Source organism: Vibrio sp. 1580 (genome assembly GCF_033340055.1).
Genome location: NZ_JAWOVT010000006.1, coordinates 301,398 through 319,368 on the forward strand (window position 1 = coordinate 301,398; position 17,971 = coordinate 319,368).

Here is a 17,971-nt window from a genome sequence, read left to right on the forward strand (position 1 = left end):
GTAAAACTCTATCCCTAACGGAAATCATAGTATGAATGCGAGCCTGCCGAAACTCGACGACCTTGACCGCGCAATATTAAAAACACTGATGGCTGACGCCAGAACGCCCTACGCAGAAATGGCAAAGCAGTTCGATGTCAGCCCTGCCACTATCCATGTGCGTATCGAGAAGATGAAGTCGGCGGACATCATCGAAGGAACGGAGGTGATCATCAATACTAAAAAGCTTGGCTACGATGTGTGCTGCTTTATTGGTATTAACCTCAATGCAGCTCGTGATTACCACTCCGCGTTAGAAAAACTCAACGCGCTCGACGAAGTCGTTGAAGCTTACTACACCACGGGCGCGTATAACATATTCGTCAAATTGATGTGCAAATCGATTGAAGAGCTGCAATTTGTACTGATCGACAAGCTGCAAGCCATTGATGAGGTTCAGTCCACGGAGACATTGATATCGTTGCAGAACCCGATCAACCGCAACGTAAATCCGTAAAATTTTTTATAAAAAATGTACAAAAAAGGCCAACCGTTCGGTTGGCCTTGATGTTTTTTGCTCAATTTACGCCGCAATACCCGAATGGCGCAACAGTGCATCGATTTGTGGCTCGCGGCCACGGAAGCGCTTAAACAGCTCCATTGGCTCTTCACTGCCTCCCATTTCTAGGATGTTGTTCAGGAAGCTTAGACCCGTCTCTTTGTTGAAGATGCCTTCTTCTTCAAAGCGAGAATACGCGTCTGACGACAGCACTTCAGCCCATAGGTAGCTGTAGTAACCCGCACTGTAGCCACCAGCAAAAATATGGCCGAAGCTGTGTGAGAAACGCGCCCACTCAACCGCAGGAACTACCGCGACTTTCTCTTTCACTTTCGCCAGAGTTTCCAGTACACGCGCACCCACTTCTGGGTCATATTCAGTGTGAAGCGTGAAATCGAACAAGCCGAATTCTAGCTGACGCAAAATACCCATCGCAGATTGGAAGTTTTTCGCTGCGAGCATTTTGTCTAGCATCGCTTTCGGTAGCGGCTCACCTGTCTCATAGTGACCAGAAATGAACGCCAGAGCGTCCTCTTCCCAACACCAGTTTTCTAGGAACTGACTTGGTAGCTCAACCGCATCCCAAGGCACGCCATTAATACCTGAAACAGCACCTGTATCAACTTGCGTCAACATGTGGTGGATTCCATGACCAAATTCATGGAATAGCGTCACGACTTCATCGTGCGTGAACAGTGCTGGTTTGTCGCCCACTGGACGGTTGAAGTTACACGTTAGATACGCAACCGGCGTTTGCAGCTCGCCAGATAGCGTAACGCGACGACCACGACAATCATCCATCCACGCGCCGCCACGTTTGTGTTCACGAGCGTAGAGATCTAGGTAGAAACTGCCACGGAGTGTGCCTTCAGCATCAAAGATATCGAAAAAGCGCACGGACTCATGCCAAGTGTCTACGCCTTCGCGCTCTTTTACTATCATACCAAACACGCGGTTTAGCACTTCAAACAGACCGCTCACGACTTTTGACTCTGGGAAGTATGGGCGCAGTTCTTCATCCGAAATTTGGAACAGGTGCTGCTTTTGTTTCTCGCTGTAGTAAGCGATATCCCAAACGTTCAGCTCTTCAACACCAAACTCACTTTTCGCAAACTGACGTAACTCTTCGACTTCACGTTCACCTTGCGGTTTCGCACGTGTCGCTAGGTCATTCAGGAAGCCCAGCACTTGATCCGGCGTTTCAGCCATCTTTGTTGCTAACGACTTTTCACTGTAAGTATTGAAACCTAGCATACGTGAAATTTCATGGCGCAGTTTTAGCTGCTCAGTAATGATTTCTGAGTTATCCCATTTGCCTGCGTTTGGACCTCGATCAGAAGCGCGCGTCACGTACGCTTCGTACACTTCTTTACGCAACTCTTGGTTATCGCAGTACGTCATGACAGGTAGGTAAGATGGGATATCTAGCGTAATGAGGTAACCATCTAACTCTTTTGCTTCTGCGGCAGCTTTCGCTGCTGCCAGCGCCGATTCTGGCATACCTGCTAGGTCTTTCTCGTCTGTGATGTGCTTGGTCCAACCCATGGTGGCATCCAGCACATTGTTAGAGAATTTAGAGCTCAGCTCAGACATACGTTTGCTGATCTCGCCGTAACGGTGCTGCTCATCGGATGGCAAACCAATGCCTGATAACTCGAAATCACGCAGTGCATCAGTGATGGTTTTCTGCTGGGCACGAGTTAACGTTGCAAATTCTTCGCTCGCTTTGATGGTTTTGTACGCTTCGTACAACCCTTTATGCTGACCAACCCAAGTGCCGTACTCTGACAAAATTGGTAGGCAACTTTCGTAAGCTTCACGTAGCTCTTCGCTGTTCACTACCGAGTTCATGTGACCCACTGGCGACCAGATGCGGCTTAAGCGATCATCCGCTTCTTCAATTGGCGCAATCACACTGTCCCAAGTTGGGTGAGCGTTGTCTTGTAGAACTTCATCGATTTTTGCTCGGCAGTCAGCAATCGCTTGCTCAACGGCAGGCTTGATGTGTTCTGGTTTAATTTGAGAAAACGGAGGTAGGTCCGTAAACGTCAGAAGAGGATTAGACATGAATAATTCCTTTTGTGTTTTGACTCTGTGATTGCCTGTCTATTTTGTGTAGATAGGCCAACTCAATGTACAGACGAGCCAGCAACATGGATTGGGGGAGCTCCGTTCCCTTTCTCTATGCCGCGATGACCATCATATAGTCAACCAGCGCTACTCTGTCCTTGAGTCTTGTTATACCTAAATGAAATTTCACACCCTTTTGAGTGCGAGAAACTCACCTAGTTCAATTCGATTACCAATAGTAAGTGTGGGTGACTTAAAGAAATTTCAATAGCGTCCCCTTATCAGAGGAACAGATTTGATTGGAAGTTCTACATCTTTAAGTTACTTGAGTATAATACCGCCATAGAGTGAAAATCACAGACCACACTCAACCAAAGAGTGTTTCGAGAGTTTAATTTGTTAAGTTACCGCCACAGCTTCCACGCTGGCAACCATGCCGACGTGGTCAAACACATCGTTCAAAGCCTCATTCTTGATGCGCTGAAACAAAAAGATAAGCCATTCGTTTATCACGATACCCACTCGGGTGTGGGCCGTTACGATCTGACTCACGAATGGTCTGAAAAAACGGGCGAATACAAACAAGGCATCGCACGTATTTGGGATAACCCAAGCATTCCCGAAGACATCAAAAGCTACATCGATGCCATTAAAGTGCTCAACAATGGCGAGAAGCTGCGTTACTACCCAGGCTCACCACGTGTGGCGCGCGCGCAAATCCGCCCACAAGATCGCATGGTGCTGACCGAGTTGCACCCAGCCGATCACCCATTGTTAGAGCAAGAATTCCATCGTGATCGCCAAGTGAGCATCTTCAAAGAGGACGGATTCCAACGCCTCAAAGCAAGCTTACCGCCACAAGAACGTCGTGGTTTGGTGCTGATTGACCCACCATACGAACTCGCGAAAGAGTACCGCGATGTGGTGCGAGCGATTCATCAGAGCCATAAACGTTGGGCCACCGGTATCTACGCGATTTGGTACCCAGTGGTAAACCGTCACGACATCGAAGATATGATCGAAGGTTTGGAAGCACTCGGTATTCGTAAAATTCTGCAAATCGAGTTAGGTGTTGCACCGGATACCAACGAGCGCGGCATGACGGCATCCGGCATGATTGTGATTAACCCGCCATGGAAACTGGAAAGCCAGATGAAAGAGATTCTGCCATTCCTGCAAGACGCGATCGCACCAGCAACTGGCCACTGGAAAGTGGACTGGATTGTGCCAGAGTAAGCACTTCAGTACTGATATCTTCAAGCGCAACGACATTTTCGTTGCGCTTTTTTATGCTCTCAACTCCGCCGTCTGATCGCGCTTATTCTTCTTTTTATACCTCTCATCGCTATTTGTCATAAGCAATGTCACTTTTTCCCATTTAGGAATTCGTTACATTCGATTTATGATAGTGGGATAACGGTGGCATTGAGTTCAGGCAAGGTCATCCCAATCTATCTATGTACCAGATAAAATTTATAAGCTCTTGGAGAAAGTAATGGCGACTCATTTTGACTATATCTGTATCGGTGGCGGCAGTGGCGGCATCGCATCTGCAAACCGTGCGGCGATGTACGGCGCGAAAGTAGCGCTAATCGAAGCTCAAGATCTCGGCGGTACCTGTGTCAACGTAGGTTGTGTACCGAAGAAAGTGATGTGGCACGGCGCACAAATCGCAGAAGCAATGAACCTGTACGCAGAAGATTACGGTTTTGATGTCGACGTGAAAGGTTTCGACTGGAGCAAACTGGTTGAGAGCCGTCAGGCGTACATTGGTCGTATTCACCAATCTTACGATCGCGTTCTTGGCAACAACAAAGTAAACGTAATTAAAGGCTTTGCTAAGTTTGTTGACGAGAAAACCGTAGAAGTAAACGGTGAACATTATACTGCGGATCACATCCTGATCGCGGTGGGTGGTCGTCCTACTATTCCAAACATTCCAGGCGCTGAATACGGCATCGATTCAAACGGCTTCTTCGACCTAGCAGAGCAACCAAAACGCGTTGCGGTTGTCGGCGCTGGCTACATCGCAGTTGAAATTGCTGGCGTGCTGCACGCACTAGGTACAGAAACGCACCTGTTCGTACGTAAAGAGTCACCACTGCGTAGCTTCGATCCAATGATCATCGATACGTTGGTTGAAGTAATGGAAGCAGAAGGCCCAACACTGCATACCCATTCTGTACCAAAAGAAGTGGTAAAAGAAGCCGATGGCAGCCTAACTCTGCACCTAGAAAACGGTGAGAGTCAAAACGTTGACCAACTGATTTGGGCAATCGGTCGTCACCCAGCAACTGATGCAATTAACCTAGCGTCAACTGGCGTTGCAACGAACGAAAAAGGCTACATTAAGGTAGACGAATACCAAGAAACCAACGTGAAAGGCATCTACTGTGTGGGTGACATCATGGAAGGCGGTATCGAGCTAACGCCAGTAGCCGTGAAAGCGGGTCGTCAACTTTCTGAGCGTTTGTTCAACAATAAACCAAACGCGAAGATGGACTACGATTTGGTACCAACTGTGGTATTTAGCCACCCACCAATCGGCACTATCGGTCTTACAACGCAAGAAGCGGAAGAGAAGTACGGCAAAGACAACATCAAAGTCTACACGTCTGGCTTTACTGCGATGTACACCGCCGTTACTAAGCACCGTCAACCATGTAAGATGAAGCTTGTATGTGCGGGCGAAGAAGAAACGGTTGTTGGTCTACACGGCATCGGTTTCACGGTAGATGAAATGATCCAAGGCTTCGGCGTAGCAATGAAGATGGGCGCAACCAAAGCAGACTTCGACTCTGTTGTGGCTATCCACCCGACGGGCTCAGAAGAGTTCGTAACGATGCGTTAATTGCGCGCTAATCGCATTGCTGATTTCAGCGAATCATTTGAAAAGGTCATCTTAGGGTGACCTTTTTTGTTTGCCCATGCTTAACTCGCATTCTCCAATAACGTGCGAATAAACTCGGCTTTGATAGCACTCTCCTGCTTACCGTCATGAATCAGGCACAAGTCTGCACGCAGTGATTCTTTCAGCTTGATAAAACGAATCCCATGCCAATGATGCTGAGAAAACGTCGACGGCACCAACGTCACGGTATTGCTGTTTGCCACATACGCCATCAAGGTGCTTGGCTCCACCACTTGTTTGCCAATATGGGGTGAAAAGCCTTCTTGCAGACAGGCATTAATGATGAAGTTTGCCGAGGCAGAATTCGCCAAACTCATAAACGCAAACTCACACGTCTTTAAATCTTGGAGTCGCAGCAAAGATTTGCTGGCTAACTCATGTTGCTCCGACACCGCCACCACAAACACATCTTTGCCCAAAGACACCGACTGATACGGATAAATATTGAGTACATCGGCAAAACGAACAATGCCTATATCGATTTTCTTCTCGCTCAGATGCTTCTTTTGCGTCTCTGGGTTGAGGTCAAAAATGTCGGCGTGATAAGTGTCATGCTCAGCATGGAAGTGCTGTAACAGACGATCAAATCCGCCCCAAAATGCGCTACTTACCACACCAACTCGCAAGATATTTCTCTGGTTCAATCCCACTTGCTGCACTTGATTGAGTGAGACATCCAAGGTCTGAAAAATCAGTTGGCATTTGGACTCCAACAATCGCCCGGCCTCCGTCAGCATGACGTTTCTTGAGTCACGCTCAAACAGTTTGACGTTAAGCACATCTTCCAACTCTTTGATGCGATTGCTCAACGGCGAATTGGTGATATTGAGGTTCTCGGCCGCCTTAGTGAAATGCTTGGTTTGTGCGACCTCGTAAAAGTAACGCAGCATCTTCAGCGTCACGCGCTCAAATGGTTCTGACTTCATGCATTGAGTCCTAGCGAATTTCATCATCCTCTTTTTAAGGATGATAGTAGCGAATAAAGCAAAGATAACCAGCGCAGAAAGTCACACAATGGAATCAACACACAACCAGAAGGTGACTAACATGAATCACGATCCAGTAATCGGCGCGCTACAAACCATTCGCGAACGCAAACCAAACTTCCAACCTAAAGCGGCGTTTATTTTAGGCTCTGGCTTAGGCGTATTGGCAGACGAGCTACAAGACAAAGTGGTCATTCCATACGAAGAGCTCGAAGGCTTTCCGGTTAGCACCGTGCAAGGCCACTCTGGTGAGTTGGTACTTGGTACCATGGGCGGCGTAGACGTCGTGTGCATGAAAGGTCGCGGTCACTACTACGAACACGGCTCAATGAAGGTCATGACAACGCCCGTGCGCACCTTTAAAAAGCTGGGCTGTGAGTTTCTGCTCGTCACCAACGCGGCAGGCTCACTTCGCCCTGAACGCATCGATGTCGGTTCTCTGGTGGTATTTCATGATCACATCAATACCATGCCTGAATCGCCAATGATCGGTCCGAATGATGAAGAGTACGGCCCGAGATTCTTCAGCCTCGCCAATGCGTACGACAAAGCCCTGCGCGCAGAAGCGTTTGAAGTCGGCAAAGCCAATGGCATTCACCTGAATGAAGGTGTGTTTGTCTCTTACACAGGCCCCAACTTTGAGACCGCAGCCGAAATCCGCATGATGCAAATCATCGGTGGTGATGTCGTGGGCATGTCGGTCGTGCCAGAAGTGATTTCTGCGGCGCATTGCGGCTTACCCGTATTGGCAGTGTGTGCGATCACCAACATGGCAGAAGGCTTGGGAGATGTAGAATTGTCTCACGCCCAAACATTGAAGTGCGCGAAGCTAGCCGAAGCCGATTTTATTCACTTTATTAAGCGCTTTATGAAGCATCACTTCTAAAGCCGTTTCATTCCCAAAAGCAAAAGGGTCATCAAGTAACTTGATGACCCTTTTTCGTATCACGTTTTCTAACGTTCACGGGCATTTCGGAGCCGTTTGTGCGTTTTACTTAACTGCGCGAACCAATTCAGCAATGCCTTCCCAATCGCCGTTGTCCATCATTGCGGTTGGTACCATCCACGTACCGCCACAAGCCACAACCGATTTCAGCGCTAGGTAATCTTCCACGTTGGATGGGCTTACGCCACCTGTTGGCATGAATTCCACTGGGTAAACCGCCGTGAGTGCTTTCAACATGTTTACGCCGCCTGATGGCTCAGCAGGGAAGAACTTCAACGTACGCAGACCCATTTCCATCGCTTGCTCAACCAAGCTTGGGTTGTTTACGCCCGGTACGATAGTCACGCCACGTTGCTGACAGTATTTCACTGTGGTTGGGTTGAATCCTGGGCTAACGATAAAGTCCACACCCGCTTCGATCGCGATATCCACTTGTTCTGTGGTCAGAACGGTGCCCGCGCCAATCAACAGTTCTGGGTACGCTTCACGCATGATGCGAATCGACTCCGCCGCCGCTTCGGTGCGGAATGTCACTTCCGCACATGGTAAACCGTTTTCTACCAACACTTTTGCCAGTGGCAGAGCGTGTGCTACGTCGTTGATTGCGATAACTGGGACGATTTTGATTTCTCTTAATCGTTGTTCAAGTGTTGTCATGGGGAACCTCTAAAGAATAAAGCTTAATGTTGCGACGATAATAAACGCGATACCGCCAAGTAACGTTTCCATTACCGTCCAAGTTTTTAATGTGGTTTTCTCATCCATCTCAAGCAAACGAGATACCAACCAGAAACCAGAGTCATTGAAGTGAGACAGTACCGTTGCACCACCCGCAATCGCGATTACGATAAAGCAAAGGTCTAGTTCACTCAAACCTGTTGATGCTGCCACAACTGGCGCGATAAGAGCTGCCGTAGTGGTTAGCGCTACGGTTGCCGAGCCTTGAGCAACACGCAGACAGGTTGAAATCACAAACGCCGCCACAATCACAGGCATACCTGTGTCTGTAAGAACGTCAGCCAGTGCATCACCGATACCACTTGAACGCAGTACGCCGCCAAACATGCCACCTGCACCCGTTACTAGGATAACGCCACAGATTGGAGCCAATGACTCACCACACAATTTTTCTAGTTTTGCCATGCCGTAGTCTTTGGCAAACACAGCCAGACAGACAATCAAAGTAATCAGCAACGCGACTGGAGTTTTACCTAGCATACGTAGGAACTCAACCAGTGCCGTTTTGCCATCAATCACACCCGCAACCGCCAGTGTGTTCAGTACCGTATCCAAACAGATTAGCAGGACTGGCAGCACAAGGATGGTCATAACCGTGCCAAATTTTGGTGCGTTGCGCTCATCCACCATCGCTTCGCCATTAAAGAAGGCTTTAGATAGTGGGATATCGAATTTTTTGCCCGCGTACAAACCAAATAGGTAAGCGCCAAGGTACCAAGTTGGAATGGCAACCAAAATACCCACCACCAATAGCAGACCGATGTTTGCGCCAAGGAATTCTGCCGCTGCAACCGGACCTGGATGTGGTGGAACAAACGCGTGCATAACCGCAAAAGCACCGGCTGCTGGCAACGCGTATTTAATTGGTGAGCCACCAAAACGAGCCGCCACACTTAGGATGATTGGCATCATCACTACAAGGCCAGCATCGAAGAAGATTGGGAAGCCAAACAGTAATGAAGCGACGCCCAAAGCAAATGGTGCGCGCTCTTTACCAAAGCGACCAATCAAAGTGTCTGCCAGCACTTTCGCACCGCCAGTCACTTCAAGAATTTTACCGATCATCGCACCAAGACCAACCAGCAATGCTACGGAAGCCAGTGTGCCGCCGAAGCCGCCCATCATGGTCGATACGACTTTCTCTGAAGGAACGCCAGTGGCGATTGCCGTACCTAAACTCACCATAGTAAGGGAAGCAAAAGCATGGACTTTCAGTTTAATGATCAGAACGAGTAACGCTGCAATGGCAAGGCCTGCAATCGTCAGTAGGAACGTAGGATCTGGGGCTTGGGTTAATTGCTCCATAGGTTCACCTTTAAGAATTATTGTTTGTGTTATGGTTCACATTTATTTCAGTTACCGGTAACATGTTACCGATAACATGAATAAGATAAACCCATATTTTAAAGTGAATTCAAAAATTGAGATCACGCGCAAATTTGGTTATGAGGATAAGTTATGGCTGGTAGTAGTGTCATCGTTATGGGCGTTTGTGCTAGTGGTAAAAGCACAATTGGTGAGCATCTAGCGAAAAAGCTAGGGCGTAAATTCATTGATGGTGATGATCTTCATCCACGAGCGAACATTCAGAAAATGGCTTCGGGCCAGCCTCTGAACGATGATGATCGCAAGCCATGGCTAGAACGCATTCGTGATGCGGCGTACAGCCTAGAAAGCAAAAACGAACACGGCATTATTGTCTGTTCAGCACTGAAAAAGATTTACCGCGATCAGATCCGCGAAGGCAACAACAACGTGACCTTCCTGTTCCTTGATGGCGATAGGGAGTTGATCCTTAATCGCATGCGTATGCGCAAAGGCCACTTCATGAAAGAAAACATGGTGAAGAGCCAATTCGAGACACTAGAGCGCCCAGACAACGAGCCTCAAACTCTGATCGTCAGTATCGACGGAGACATCAGCGACGTGGTGGAACGCTCTGCCGCTGAGCTAATCAAAATGCAAGCGATCGAGGTGGCGTAATGACTCACTCTGTTGTTCTTGAGGTCACACAACGCTTGACCGAGCGCAGCCGTGAAGCGCGCGCTGCCTTTCTTGCTCGCACCGAAGTGCAAGCCGAAGCTGGCAAAGGCCGTGTTGGTTTATCTTGTGGTAACTTAGCCCATGCAGTCGCCGCTTCTTGCTCTTCTGAAAAGAAAAATATTCTCGATTTTACTCATGCCAATGTCGCGCTGATCAGCGCCTACAACGACATGTTGAGCGCCCACCAGCCGTACCAAGACTACCCAGCACAAATCAAAAAAGTGCTGGCGGACTACGGCCATACGGCGCAAGTCGCAGGTTGTGTGCCAGCGATGTGCGATGGGGTGACTCAAGGTCAAGCAGGCATGGATATGTCGCTGTTTTCGCGTGACTTAATTGCGCAATCAACGGCGTTGTCTTTGAGTCACAATGTCTTTGATGCCACATTACTGCTTGGCATCTGTGACAAAATCGCACCGGGGCAACTGATGGGCGCGCTGTCTTACGCACACCTACCAACGGCGTTTGTGCCAGCGGGTCTGATGGCAACAGGCATCAGCAACGAAGAGAAAGTCGACGTGCGCCAAAAATACGCAGCGGGAGAAGTCGGCAAAGACGCTCTGCTGGATATGGAGTGTCGCGCTTACCACTCTGCGGGTACGTGTACATTTTACGGCACCGCCAATACCAACCAGTTGGTGTTCGAAGCCATGGGCTTGATGCTGCCAGGTTCGGCATTCATTCATCCCCATACCCAACTGCGTAAAGCGTTAACCAATCACGCGGCTCTGAAAATCGCCTCAATGACGGCGGGTTCTGCACACTTCCGTCCGCTGGCCGAGGTGGTCACAGAAAAGAGCTTGGTCAACGGCATCATCGCTCTACTTGCATCTGGCGGCAGCACCAATCACACCATTCATATGATCGCCGTGGCGCGTGCTGCTGGCATCTTGCTCACCTGGCAAGACATCAGCGATCTGTCGGATGTGGTTCCTTTATTAGCGCGCGTTTACCCGAACGGCCCAGCCGATATGAACGCGTTCCAAGACGCGGGGGGCGTGCCAGCGTTATTGCACCGCTTGAACCAATCCGAGCTTTTGCATCGCGATGTGAAACCCGTGTTTGGTGAATTTGAAGACCAAATGACGCTACCGAGCCTTGTCGATGGCCAACTGACCTGGACATCGTGCCAAGGCAGCCAAGACGGTGACGTGATCGCCAAACCAGACGCCACATTCCAAAATACTGGCGGCACTCGCGTATTGACTGGCAACTTAGGCAAAGCCGTGGTGAAAGTGTCTGCGGTGAAAGAAGAGCAACGCGTGATTGTTGCACCAGCGATCGTATTCCAATGCCAACACGAAGTGGAGGCCGCGTACAAACGTGGCGAGCTGAACAAAGACTGCATCGTTGTGGTCACACACAACGGCCCAGCGGCAAACGGCATGCCTGAACTACACAAGCTGATGCCAATTTTAGGGAACGTGCAAAAAGCGAGCTTTAAAGTCGCGCTAGTGACGGACGGTCGTTTATCTGGTGCATCCGGTAAAATTCCGTCTGCGATTCACGTTTCTCCAGAAGCCATTCGTGGTGGCGCGATTGGTTTAGTGCGCAACGGTGATTTGATTCGCCTTGATTGTCAAACGGGCGAACTGAACAACTTAAGCGACACCACTGGTCGCGAGTTGATTCATTTCGATACCGAATCGACCCAACAAACTTGGGGACGAGGCTTGTTTAGCGTGATCCGCCAAAACGTATCGAGTGCAGAAGAAGGCGCAAGCTTTATTGTTTAAGGCGAGAAGAAAAACCTCGTCATTCCGACGAGACTAAGCAAGATCAGGAATCTAATATCAACGAGCTGTGAAGCCAGAGAAAATCCCCTCTGCCACTGCACTTTTTGTTGGTAGATTCTGAATCACACTCGTTCCTCGCTATTCAGAATGGCAAGCTTTGGAGTTGACCTCGGTTCTTTCTAGAAACGAATGAATCCGTCATTCCGACGAGCCTAAGCAAAATCAGGAATTTAATATCAGCGTGCAGTGAAGTCAGAGAAAACTCCTCTGCCACTGCACTTTTTGTTGGTAGATTCTGAATCACACTCGTTCCTCGCAGTTCAGAATGACGAGCTTTAGGATTGGCCTCGGTTCTTTCTAAAAAACGAATGAATCCGTCATTCCGACGAGCCTCAGCAGGATCAGGAATCTAATATCGACATGCTATGACGTCAGAGAAAACTCCTCTGCCACAGCACTTTTTGTTGGTAGATTCTGAATCACGACCGTCCCTCGCAGTTCAGAATGGCAAGCTTTAGGATTGGCCTCGGTTCTTTTTAAACGAATGAATCCGTCATTCCGACGAGCCTAGGCGAGATCAGGAATCTACTATCAACGTGTTGTGAAGCTAGAGAAAACTCCTCTACCACTGCACTTTTTGTTGGTAGATTCTGAATCACGCTCGTCCCTCGCTGTTCAGAATGACGAGCTTTGGGATTAGCCTCAGTTCTTTCTAAAAAACGAATGAATCCGTCATTCCGACGAGCCTAGGCGAGATCAGGAATCTAATAGCAAAATGCTGTGAAGCCAGAGAAAACCCCTCTTCCACAGCACTTTTTGTTGGTAGATTCTGAATCACGCTCGTCTCTTGCTGTTCAAAATGACGAACTTTAGGATTGGCCTCTGTTCTTTTTAAAAATGAATGAGTCCGTCATTCCGACGAGCCTAGGCGAGATCAGGAATCCACTATCAAGGTGCTGTGAAGCCAGAGAAAACCCCTCTTCCACAGCACTTTTTGTTGGTAGATTCTGAATCACGCTCGTTCCTCGCTATTCAGAGTGGCAAGCTTTGGGATTTGCCTCGGTTCTTTCTAAAAACGAATGAATCCGTCATTCCGACGAGCCTAAGCAAGATCAGGAATTTAATATCAACGAGCTGTGAAGCCAGAAAAAACACTTCTGCCACTGCACTTTTTGTTGGTAGATTCTGAATCATACTCGTCCCTCGCTGTTCAGAATGACGAGCTTTGGGATTGGCCTCGGTTCTTTCTAAAAAACGAATGAATCCGTCATTCCGACGAGCCTAAGCGAGATCAGGAATCTACTATCAACGAGCTGTGAAGCCTGAGAAAACACTTCTGCCACAGCACTTTTTGTTGGTAGATTCTGAATCTTGCTCGTCTCTTGCTGCTCAGAATGACGATATCTAGCATTCAGTAAGTTACATCAAGCGGTCTTCATCACTACGACGGCAGCAATCACCACAAAGATACCAAACCAGCCGATTGGCTTGAGTTTCTGCTTAAACAGCAAGGCTCCACCCACTGCGGTACCCAAGATACCGATCGCACCCCAAGAGGCATAAGCAATGGCTAAGTCGATCTCTTTCACCGCTTGTGCCAACAGTGTGAATGCTGTCAGTACCAACACAATCGCCGCAATGCCCCAGCCTTTATATTTAAAGCCTTTTGAGCGTGTCAGCGCCATATTGGCCATGATATCGACCAAGGCAGCCATCACGACAAATCCAAATGACATCGTAAAAAATTGACTCATGATTCGCACCTTGTACTAGTAGAAAATGAACGTTCTTTTGCCGGTTTATCGGCATTTTTCTTGGCGTTAGGTTGACCATGTGATTCCCCTAAGGTCACACACACAATGCCAACAACGGCTAACATCAAACCAAACAATTCTTGATGGTTTAAGTTGGCATCAAAGGCGATGATCGACACCACGGTGATCAACGAGATACCTAACCCTTCCCAAACAGCGTATGCCACACCTATCGATATTTTCTTCGCGGCAAACGCGAGAAAGTAGTAAGAGATTGCGATCAGCACATACATTACGATGTAGCCCCACCACCCGTGCCCTTGTCCGATAAGAGACATAGTGCTGGTGCCAGCCACTTCGGCAACGATGGCGAGCAATAAAAATAGACGTGCAACTAGCATGATTAATCCTCCATCAGAAATTAAAAAAATGCATAACGGAGAATGGTGAATGCCGCGTACCTGTATCGACATTCAAAAAGTTAAAAAGATAAAAATGAGCCACTTCTCCTGACTATTTGAGATAAGGTTAGCGCTGGGTAGGAAAAAGAGACAGGTAATTGAGATATTCATTTTTGAATATCTTAAGAAGTAAGTTGTCTATGTAATCACACAATATTGATAAGGTTAAAGCATCTACTCTCATTCAGCCGATGCCATAAAGTGACATCACTGCGTAAAAATCAGCGGCGTATTGAGGGTTTGTCGCACCACTTTATGCAGGTGTCTGTGCAAAGGATGGTTGCGGTTGGTTTGAAGGAAACCGCCAGAGACAACAAACTGGCTAAACTCACGATTAACGGGTGGCATTGCGTAAGAGGCGAGTTCTGGCATCAACAATGCTGAGCTTTGACTGGCATACATAATCGCGTCGGTTTCTTGCAACATTTGGCAAGCCAAACGCAAATTATAGGACTTCAGTAACACTACTGGCTCATAACCCATGCGTCGATACTCGGACTCCACGGTACAAAGCGGTTTATATGACGCAGGCGCAGGCAAAGAGACGAGTGGTAGTTTGGACACCGTGTCCCAATCATTGCTGACTTTCGACAACGTTGGGTGGTTTTTGCGCGCCAAAATCACTCGTTTTTCAACGAATAACGGGCGCATGTAAATGTCTTTCGACAGCTCGGTCTCTTGGTCAAGAATGCAGTAATCGTGCTCGCCTTCTAACATTTCATCGTGCGAGTAAGTATTCCAGCTGGAAAAGGCAAAGTGCGCTTTGGGAAAGGCTCGATGACAGCCAGTGAGCAGTCGCTGCCCTTGTTCATCCATCAAATAAGGGTCAGTTACAATCGCAATCTGCCCTTGGTATTGCAGTGGGTCGAACACTTCAAATTCTTGCACCACTTTTTCCAGTGGTGCAACCATATTGTCGAACTCGGCGGCGAGACGAATCGCCATGGGTGATGGCTCTACCCCATGTGCTTTACGCACAAAAAGCGGGTCATCAAACACTTGCTTCAACTTCATCACGCCGCGGCTGGCGCTCGGTTGAGAAATGCCAAGCTGCATTGCGGCCAGCTTGATGCTGCGGTTTTCCACCACGGCTTTTAATAAACGCATTAAGTTGAGATCCAATGCATCCAGCTGATGTGCCATACCCTAACCTACCAATACCATTGATGAGCGAATACAAAGAGCAGTTAACAATTAGTTAAACACTCTCTCCCGACGTGATCTGATACCCCATATCGAAGACTTTTTCTTCTTGCGTTTCGCCTTTCAGGCGCGCAATTAATAGCTCTGCGCTCTTTACACCAATTTGGAAACGCGGCGTATCAACGCTGATCAGTTTCGGGCTGATGGTTTGACCGATATCCAGCGCGTTATAGCCCGCCACTGCCAATTGCTGTGGAACTTGAATGCCACGTTGCTGCGCACTCAGCATGGTGCCAATTGCGATGTCATCGTTGGTACAGAACACCCCATCGAGCGTTGGGTGCGTTTCCAGTGCGCGTTCGAGCAAATCATGCGCTAAAGAAAAACTAGAATGATCACCAGTTAATACATGTTTGGGTTCTAGCCCTGCTTCTGTCATCGCGCGATCGTAACCTTGCATCCGCAACTTGGTTCGCGTATCCAGACGCGCGCCAAAATAGACGATTGTACGCTTCCCCGTATCTAGCATCTGCTTAACCACGGTGTACGACGCATCTTCATGATCGAGTCCAACCGCCATATCAATCGGCTCCGATGGCAGTTCCATGGTTTCGACCACCGGAATGCCCGCATTTTTGATCATCTGTAATGTACGCGGCGTGTGATGGCTTTCAGTTAGAATAAGCCCATCGACTTGATAAGAGAGTAATGACGCGATCTTGCGCTCTTCTTCAAGCTCATCGTAGCTAAAATGCGCTAAAAGCGTCTCATAGCCATTGGCTTTGGTCACCATCTCTATGCCCTGAACAAAGGAAGCAAAAATTTGGTTGGACAAAGACGGCAGTAAAATACCAATGGCTTTACTGGAGGACTTTGACAACATCGCCGGTGCACGGTTTTCGATGTAACCCATCTCTTCAATCGCAGTCGCAATCTTGGCCCGAGTCTTTTCTGCCACCGATTCAGGGTTACGCATATAGCGTGAAACGGTCATCTTCGTGACGCCAACCTGGTCTGCGACATCCTGCAATGTCGTACGAGTTTTCTTATTCTGTTGAGCCATAAATATGTGATTTATCAGTAATGTTACAAGTAACATTATGACGAATAGACTCTCTGCCGACAAGTTCAGTGAAAATAATTCGCAAAATCATGACGTTATTACTCCATTAGCAATCAAATTGCGTTTCATGGATTGTGAATCAAAACCGAATAAATAAATGACATTTATATCAAAGTTCTTATAAAATGCCGTACCTAAAAGAATAAGACATTAGTCACAGTGCAGTTAGGCTCTAGCGAAACCCAGATTTACTACCACCTGCTTGATCTGGACGACTCCCAAAAGCAGCAATACCTCCAAGCATTGCAACGAAGTCAACCTGAGCTGTATCGACAACTCGTTCCTCTTTTAGCCAACGAGACACCGGAAGAACAACTAACGCAGTTACTTTATTTTGGTGCTCATCAGGCAACGAACCAAGACGTCGATCTAAGCGGAGAAATAATCAGTAAGTACCGCCTAACTCATGAGTTGGGGCGTGGTGGCATGGGTGTCGTATACGCAGCTCTACGTGCAGATGAAACGTTCGAGCAAGATCTGGCTATCAAGTTTATTCAAAGCAATTTGAGCAATGTGTTAGGGCAACGTGCACTCTTCGACGAAGCTCAACTTCTCGCGCGTCTAAACCATCCTTACATCGCGAAAGTGTTTGACGGCGGTCTCCATCAAGATTCGGTTTACATCGTGATGGAGCGGGTGTTTGGTCAAACTTTGGATGAGTATCTATCTGAAAATAAGCTAGAAAAAACGGAGAAGCTGCTGTTGTTTAAGCAGATCTGCCAGGCGATGGAGCACGCCCACCAACACCAGGTTTTGCATGCCGATCTAAAACCAGAAAATATACTGATTGATCGTAGCAAGCGTCCCAAGCTGCTTGACTTCAACTTGACTCAAAAAGCGCACTCCAACCGAGAAGACTCACCCTCAGCGCTGATTGCGTTTAGCCAAAATTTTGCCAGCCCAGAGCAGCAAGCAGGACAGGTTCTAACAGAGCAAAGCGACGTGTACTCCTTAGGCAAAATTCTCGCTTTGATGTTTCCATCACCAACAATTTGGTCTGATGTTTACTGGGTGATAAGACGCGCAACGCGTCCTGCCACTCAAATGCGATATATCAATGTTCGAGCATTGCGCATTGATATCGAACGAATTATCGAACGCCGTCCAATCGAGCAGAAAAAAAACTGGCCATTGTATAGCGCCTTTCGCTTGGTACAACGACGTCCCCTTGCTTCGGTATTGTCAGGCATCATTGTGCTCTCTGGTGTGTTATTTGGCAGCGCCATGATGCAAAAGAATATCCAGCTGCAACAAGAGAAGAAGATTGCAGAAGATATGATGTACGAAATGACTCGCCTCATCTTCCACGCGAAGGGGCAAAATGTCGAACATCTCTCAGTGAACTCCATGATGGAGTTAACACGAAGGCGGATACTCTCTAACCCAGATATCCCCAAACATATAAAACAAAAAATGTTGTTGGCGATGATGACACCGGTGCCAGAGAAGCACCTAACTACACCAATGAGTTGTCAGCCAAATTGTGCGTCTAAGGACAGCACCAACCAATAAGGCTTAAAAC

Annotated in this window: 16 protein-coding genes; 7 read left to right on the top strand and 9 right to left on the bottom strand. The window is 48.0% G+C overall.

The genetic code is table 11. The features are described 5' to 3' along the window. Positions 1-31 precede the first annotated feature (31 nt). Positions 32-496, top strand: coding sequence for a transcriptional regulator AsnC (gene asnC, locus R7093_RS12390; RefSeq protein WP_005389595.1), 465 nt, complete (start codon positions 32-34; stop codon positions 494-496). Between the two features lie 66 nt (positions 497-562). Here the strand turns inward: asnC and prlC are convergent, their stop codons facing one another. Continuing rightward, positions 563-2,605 (bottom strand): oligopeptidase A, encoded by a 2,043-nt coding sequence (gene prlC, locus R7093_RS12395; RefSeq protein ID WP_025768283.1) that lies wholly within the window; start codon positions 2,603-2,605, stop codon positions 563-565. A gap of 399 nt (positions 2,606-3,004) precedes the next feature. On the opposite strand from prlC, the gene R7093_RS12400 reads away from it, so the two are divergent. Then, positions 3,005-3,844, top strand: a complete 840-nt coding sequence (locus tag R7093_RS12400; RefSeq protein ID WP_005379158.1) for a 23S rRNA (adenine(2030)-N(6))-methyltransferase RlmJ — start codon at positions 3,005-3,007, stop codon at positions 3,842-3,844. 259 nt (positions 3,845-4,103) lie between these two features. Continuing rightward, complete coding sequence (gorA, locus tag R7093_RS12405) at positions 4,104-5,459, top strand: glutathione-disulfide reductase (protein WP_005478739.1); 1,356 nt, start codon at positions 4,104-4,106, stop codon at positions 5,457-5,459. A gap of 80 nt (positions 5,460-5,539) precedes the next feature. Here the strand turns inward: gorA and R7093_RS12410 are convergent, their stop codons facing one another. Then, positions 5,540-6,445: a LysR family transcriptional regulator gene (locus R7093_RS12410; protein ID WP_085570075.1), complete on the bottom strand. Its 906-nt coding sequence runs from the start codon at positions 6,443-6,445 to the stop codon at positions 5,540-5,542. A gap of 121 nt (positions 6,446-6,566) precedes the next feature. Here R7093_RS12410 and xapA point away from each other — a divergent pair, with 121 nt between their 5' ends. Beyond that, entirely contained in the window at positions 6,567-7,391 is an 825-nt protein-coding gene (xapA, locus tag R7093_RS12415) for a xanthosine phosphorylase (protein ID WP_165401609.1), read from the top strand. Positions 7,392-7,496: 105 nt separating this feature from the next. On the opposite strand, the gene R7093_RS12420 is transcribed toward xapA, so the two are convergent. Further along, complete coding sequence (locus R7093_RS12420) at positions 7,497-8,108, bottom strand: bifunctional 4-hydroxy-2-oxoglutarate aldolase/2-dehydro-3-deoxy-phosphogluconate aldolase (RefSeq protein ID WP_005394384.1); 612 nt, start codon at positions 8,106-8,108, stop codon at positions 7,497-7,499. A 9-nt stretch (positions 8,109-8,117) separates the two neighbouring features. Further along, entirely contained in the window at positions 8,118-9,494 is a 1,377-nt protein-coding gene (locus R7093_RS12425) for a GntP family permease (RefSeq protein ID WP_012841240.1), read from the bottom strand. A 153-nt stretch (positions 9,495-9,647) separates the two neighbouring features. Between R7093_RS12425 and R7093_RS12430 the strand changes: the two genes are divergently transcribed. Continuing rightward, positions 9,648-10,172, top strand: a complete 525-nt coding sequence (locus tag R7093_RS12430; protein ID WP_005379140.1) for a gluconokinase — start codon at positions 9,648-9,650, stop codon at positions 10,170-10,172. Next, complete coding sequence (gene edd / locus R7093_RS12435) at positions 10,172-11,968, top strand: phosphogluconate dehydratase (RefSeq protein WP_025768272.1); 1,797 nt, start codon at positions 10,172-10,174, stop codon at positions 11,966-11,968. Before R7093_RS12430 ends, edd begins: the two co-directional genes overlap by 1 nt. A gap of 142 nt (positions 11,969-12,110) precedes the next feature. Here the strand turns inward: edd and R7093_RS12440 are convergent, their stop codons facing one another. The 5 genes from R7093_RS12440 to R7093_RS12460 all read right to left on the bottom strand — a co-directional run bounded on the left by R7093_RS12440 (position 12,111) and on the right by R7093_RS12460 (position 16,389). After that, complete coding sequence (locus R7093_RS12440; protein WP_155396189.1) at positions 12,111-12,272, bottom strand: hypothetical protein; 162 nt, start codon at positions 12,270-12,272, stop codon at positions 12,111-12,113. 1,120 nt (positions 12,273-13,392) lie between these two features. Continuing rightward, positions 13,393-13,722, bottom strand: coding sequence for an SMR family transporter (locus R7093_RS12445; RefSeq protein ID WP_005478614.1), 330 nt, complete (start codon positions 13,720-13,722; stop codon positions 13,393-13,395). Continuing rightward, positions 13,719-14,123: an SMR family transporter gene (locus R7093_RS12450; protein WP_005379135.1), complete on the bottom strand. Its 405-nt coding sequence runs from the start codon at positions 14,121-14,123 to the stop codon at positions 13,719-13,721. The genes R7093_RS12445 and R7093_RS12450 overlap by 4 nt, the downstream gene beginning before the upstream one ends. A gap of 267 nt (positions 14,124-14,390) precedes the next feature. Next, a complete protein-coding gene (locus R7093_RS12455) occupies positions 14,391-15,326 on the bottom strand; it encodes a LysR family transcriptional regulator (protein ID WP_005379132.1) in 936 nt (311 codons plus the stop codon). Between the two features lie 55 nt (positions 15,327-15,381). After that, positions 15,382-16,389 (bottom strand): substrate-binding domain-containing protein, encoded by a 1,008-nt coding sequence (locus tag R7093_RS12460; RefSeq protein ID WP_047103689.1) that lies wholly within the window; start codon positions 16,387-16,389, stop codon positions 15,382-15,384. Between the two features lie 219 nt (positions 16,390-16,608). Between R7093_RS12460 and R7093_RS12465 the strand changes: the two genes are divergently transcribed. Next, positions 16,609-17,961 carry a serine/threonine-protein kinase gene (locus R7093_RS12465; RefSeq protein ID WP_053349772.1) on the top strand — a complete coding sequence of 451 codons (1,353 nt, stop codon included), beginning with the start codon at positions 16,609-16,611 and terminating at the stop codon, positions 17,959-17,961. The last annotated feature ends 10 nt before the right edge of the window (positions 17,962-17,971 follow it).

Coding starts and splice junctions, on each gene's coding strand:
- asnC (WP_005389595.1), top strand. CDS start 32: ATGAATGCGAGCCTGCCGAAACTCGACGACCTTGACCGCGCAATATTA.
- prlC (WP_025768283.1), bottom strand. CDS start 2,605: ATGTCTAATCCTCTTCTGACGTTTACGGACCTACCTCCGTTTTCTCAA.
- gorA (WP_005478739.1), top strand. CDS start 4,104: ATGGCGACTCATTTTGACTATATCTGTATCGGTGGCGGCAGTGGCGGC.
- R7093_RS12410 (WP_085570075.1), bottom strand. CDS start 6,445: ATGAAGTCAGAACCATTTGAGCGCGTGACGCTGAAGATGCTGCGTTAC.
- xapA (WP_165401609.1), top strand. CDS start 6,567: ATGAATCACGATCCAGTAATCGGCGCGCTACAAACCATTCGCGAACGC.
- R7093_RS12420 (WP_005394384.1), bottom strand. CDS start 8,108: ATGACAACACTTGAACAACGATTAAGAGAAATCAAAATCGTCCCAGTT.
- R7093_RS12425 (WP_012841240.1), bottom strand. CDS start 9,494: ATGGAGCAATTAACCCAAGCCCCAGATCCTACGTTCCTACTGACGATT.
- R7093_RS12430 (WP_005379140.1), top strand. CDS start 9,648: ATGGCTGGTAGTAGTGTCATCGTTATGGGCGTTTGTGCTAGTGGTAAA.
- edd (WP_025768272.1), top strand. CDS start 10,172: ATGACTCACTCTGTTGTTCTTGAGGTCACACAACGCTTGACCGAGCGC.
- R7093_RS12445 (WP_005478614.1), bottom strand. CDS start 13,722: ATGAGTCAATTTTTTACGATGTCATTTGGATTTGTCGTGATGGCTGCC.
- R7093_RS12450 (WP_005379135.1), bottom strand. CDS start 14,123: ATGCTAGTTGCACGTCTATTTTTATTGCTCGCCATCGTTGCCGAAGTG.
- R7093_RS12455 (WP_005379132.1), bottom strand. CDS start 15,326: ATGGCACATCAGCTGGATGCATTGGATCTCAACTTAATGCGTTTATTA.
- R7093_RS12460 (WP_047103689.1), bottom strand. CDS start 16,389: ATGGCTCAACAGAATAAGAAAACTCGTACGACATTGCAGGATGTCGCA.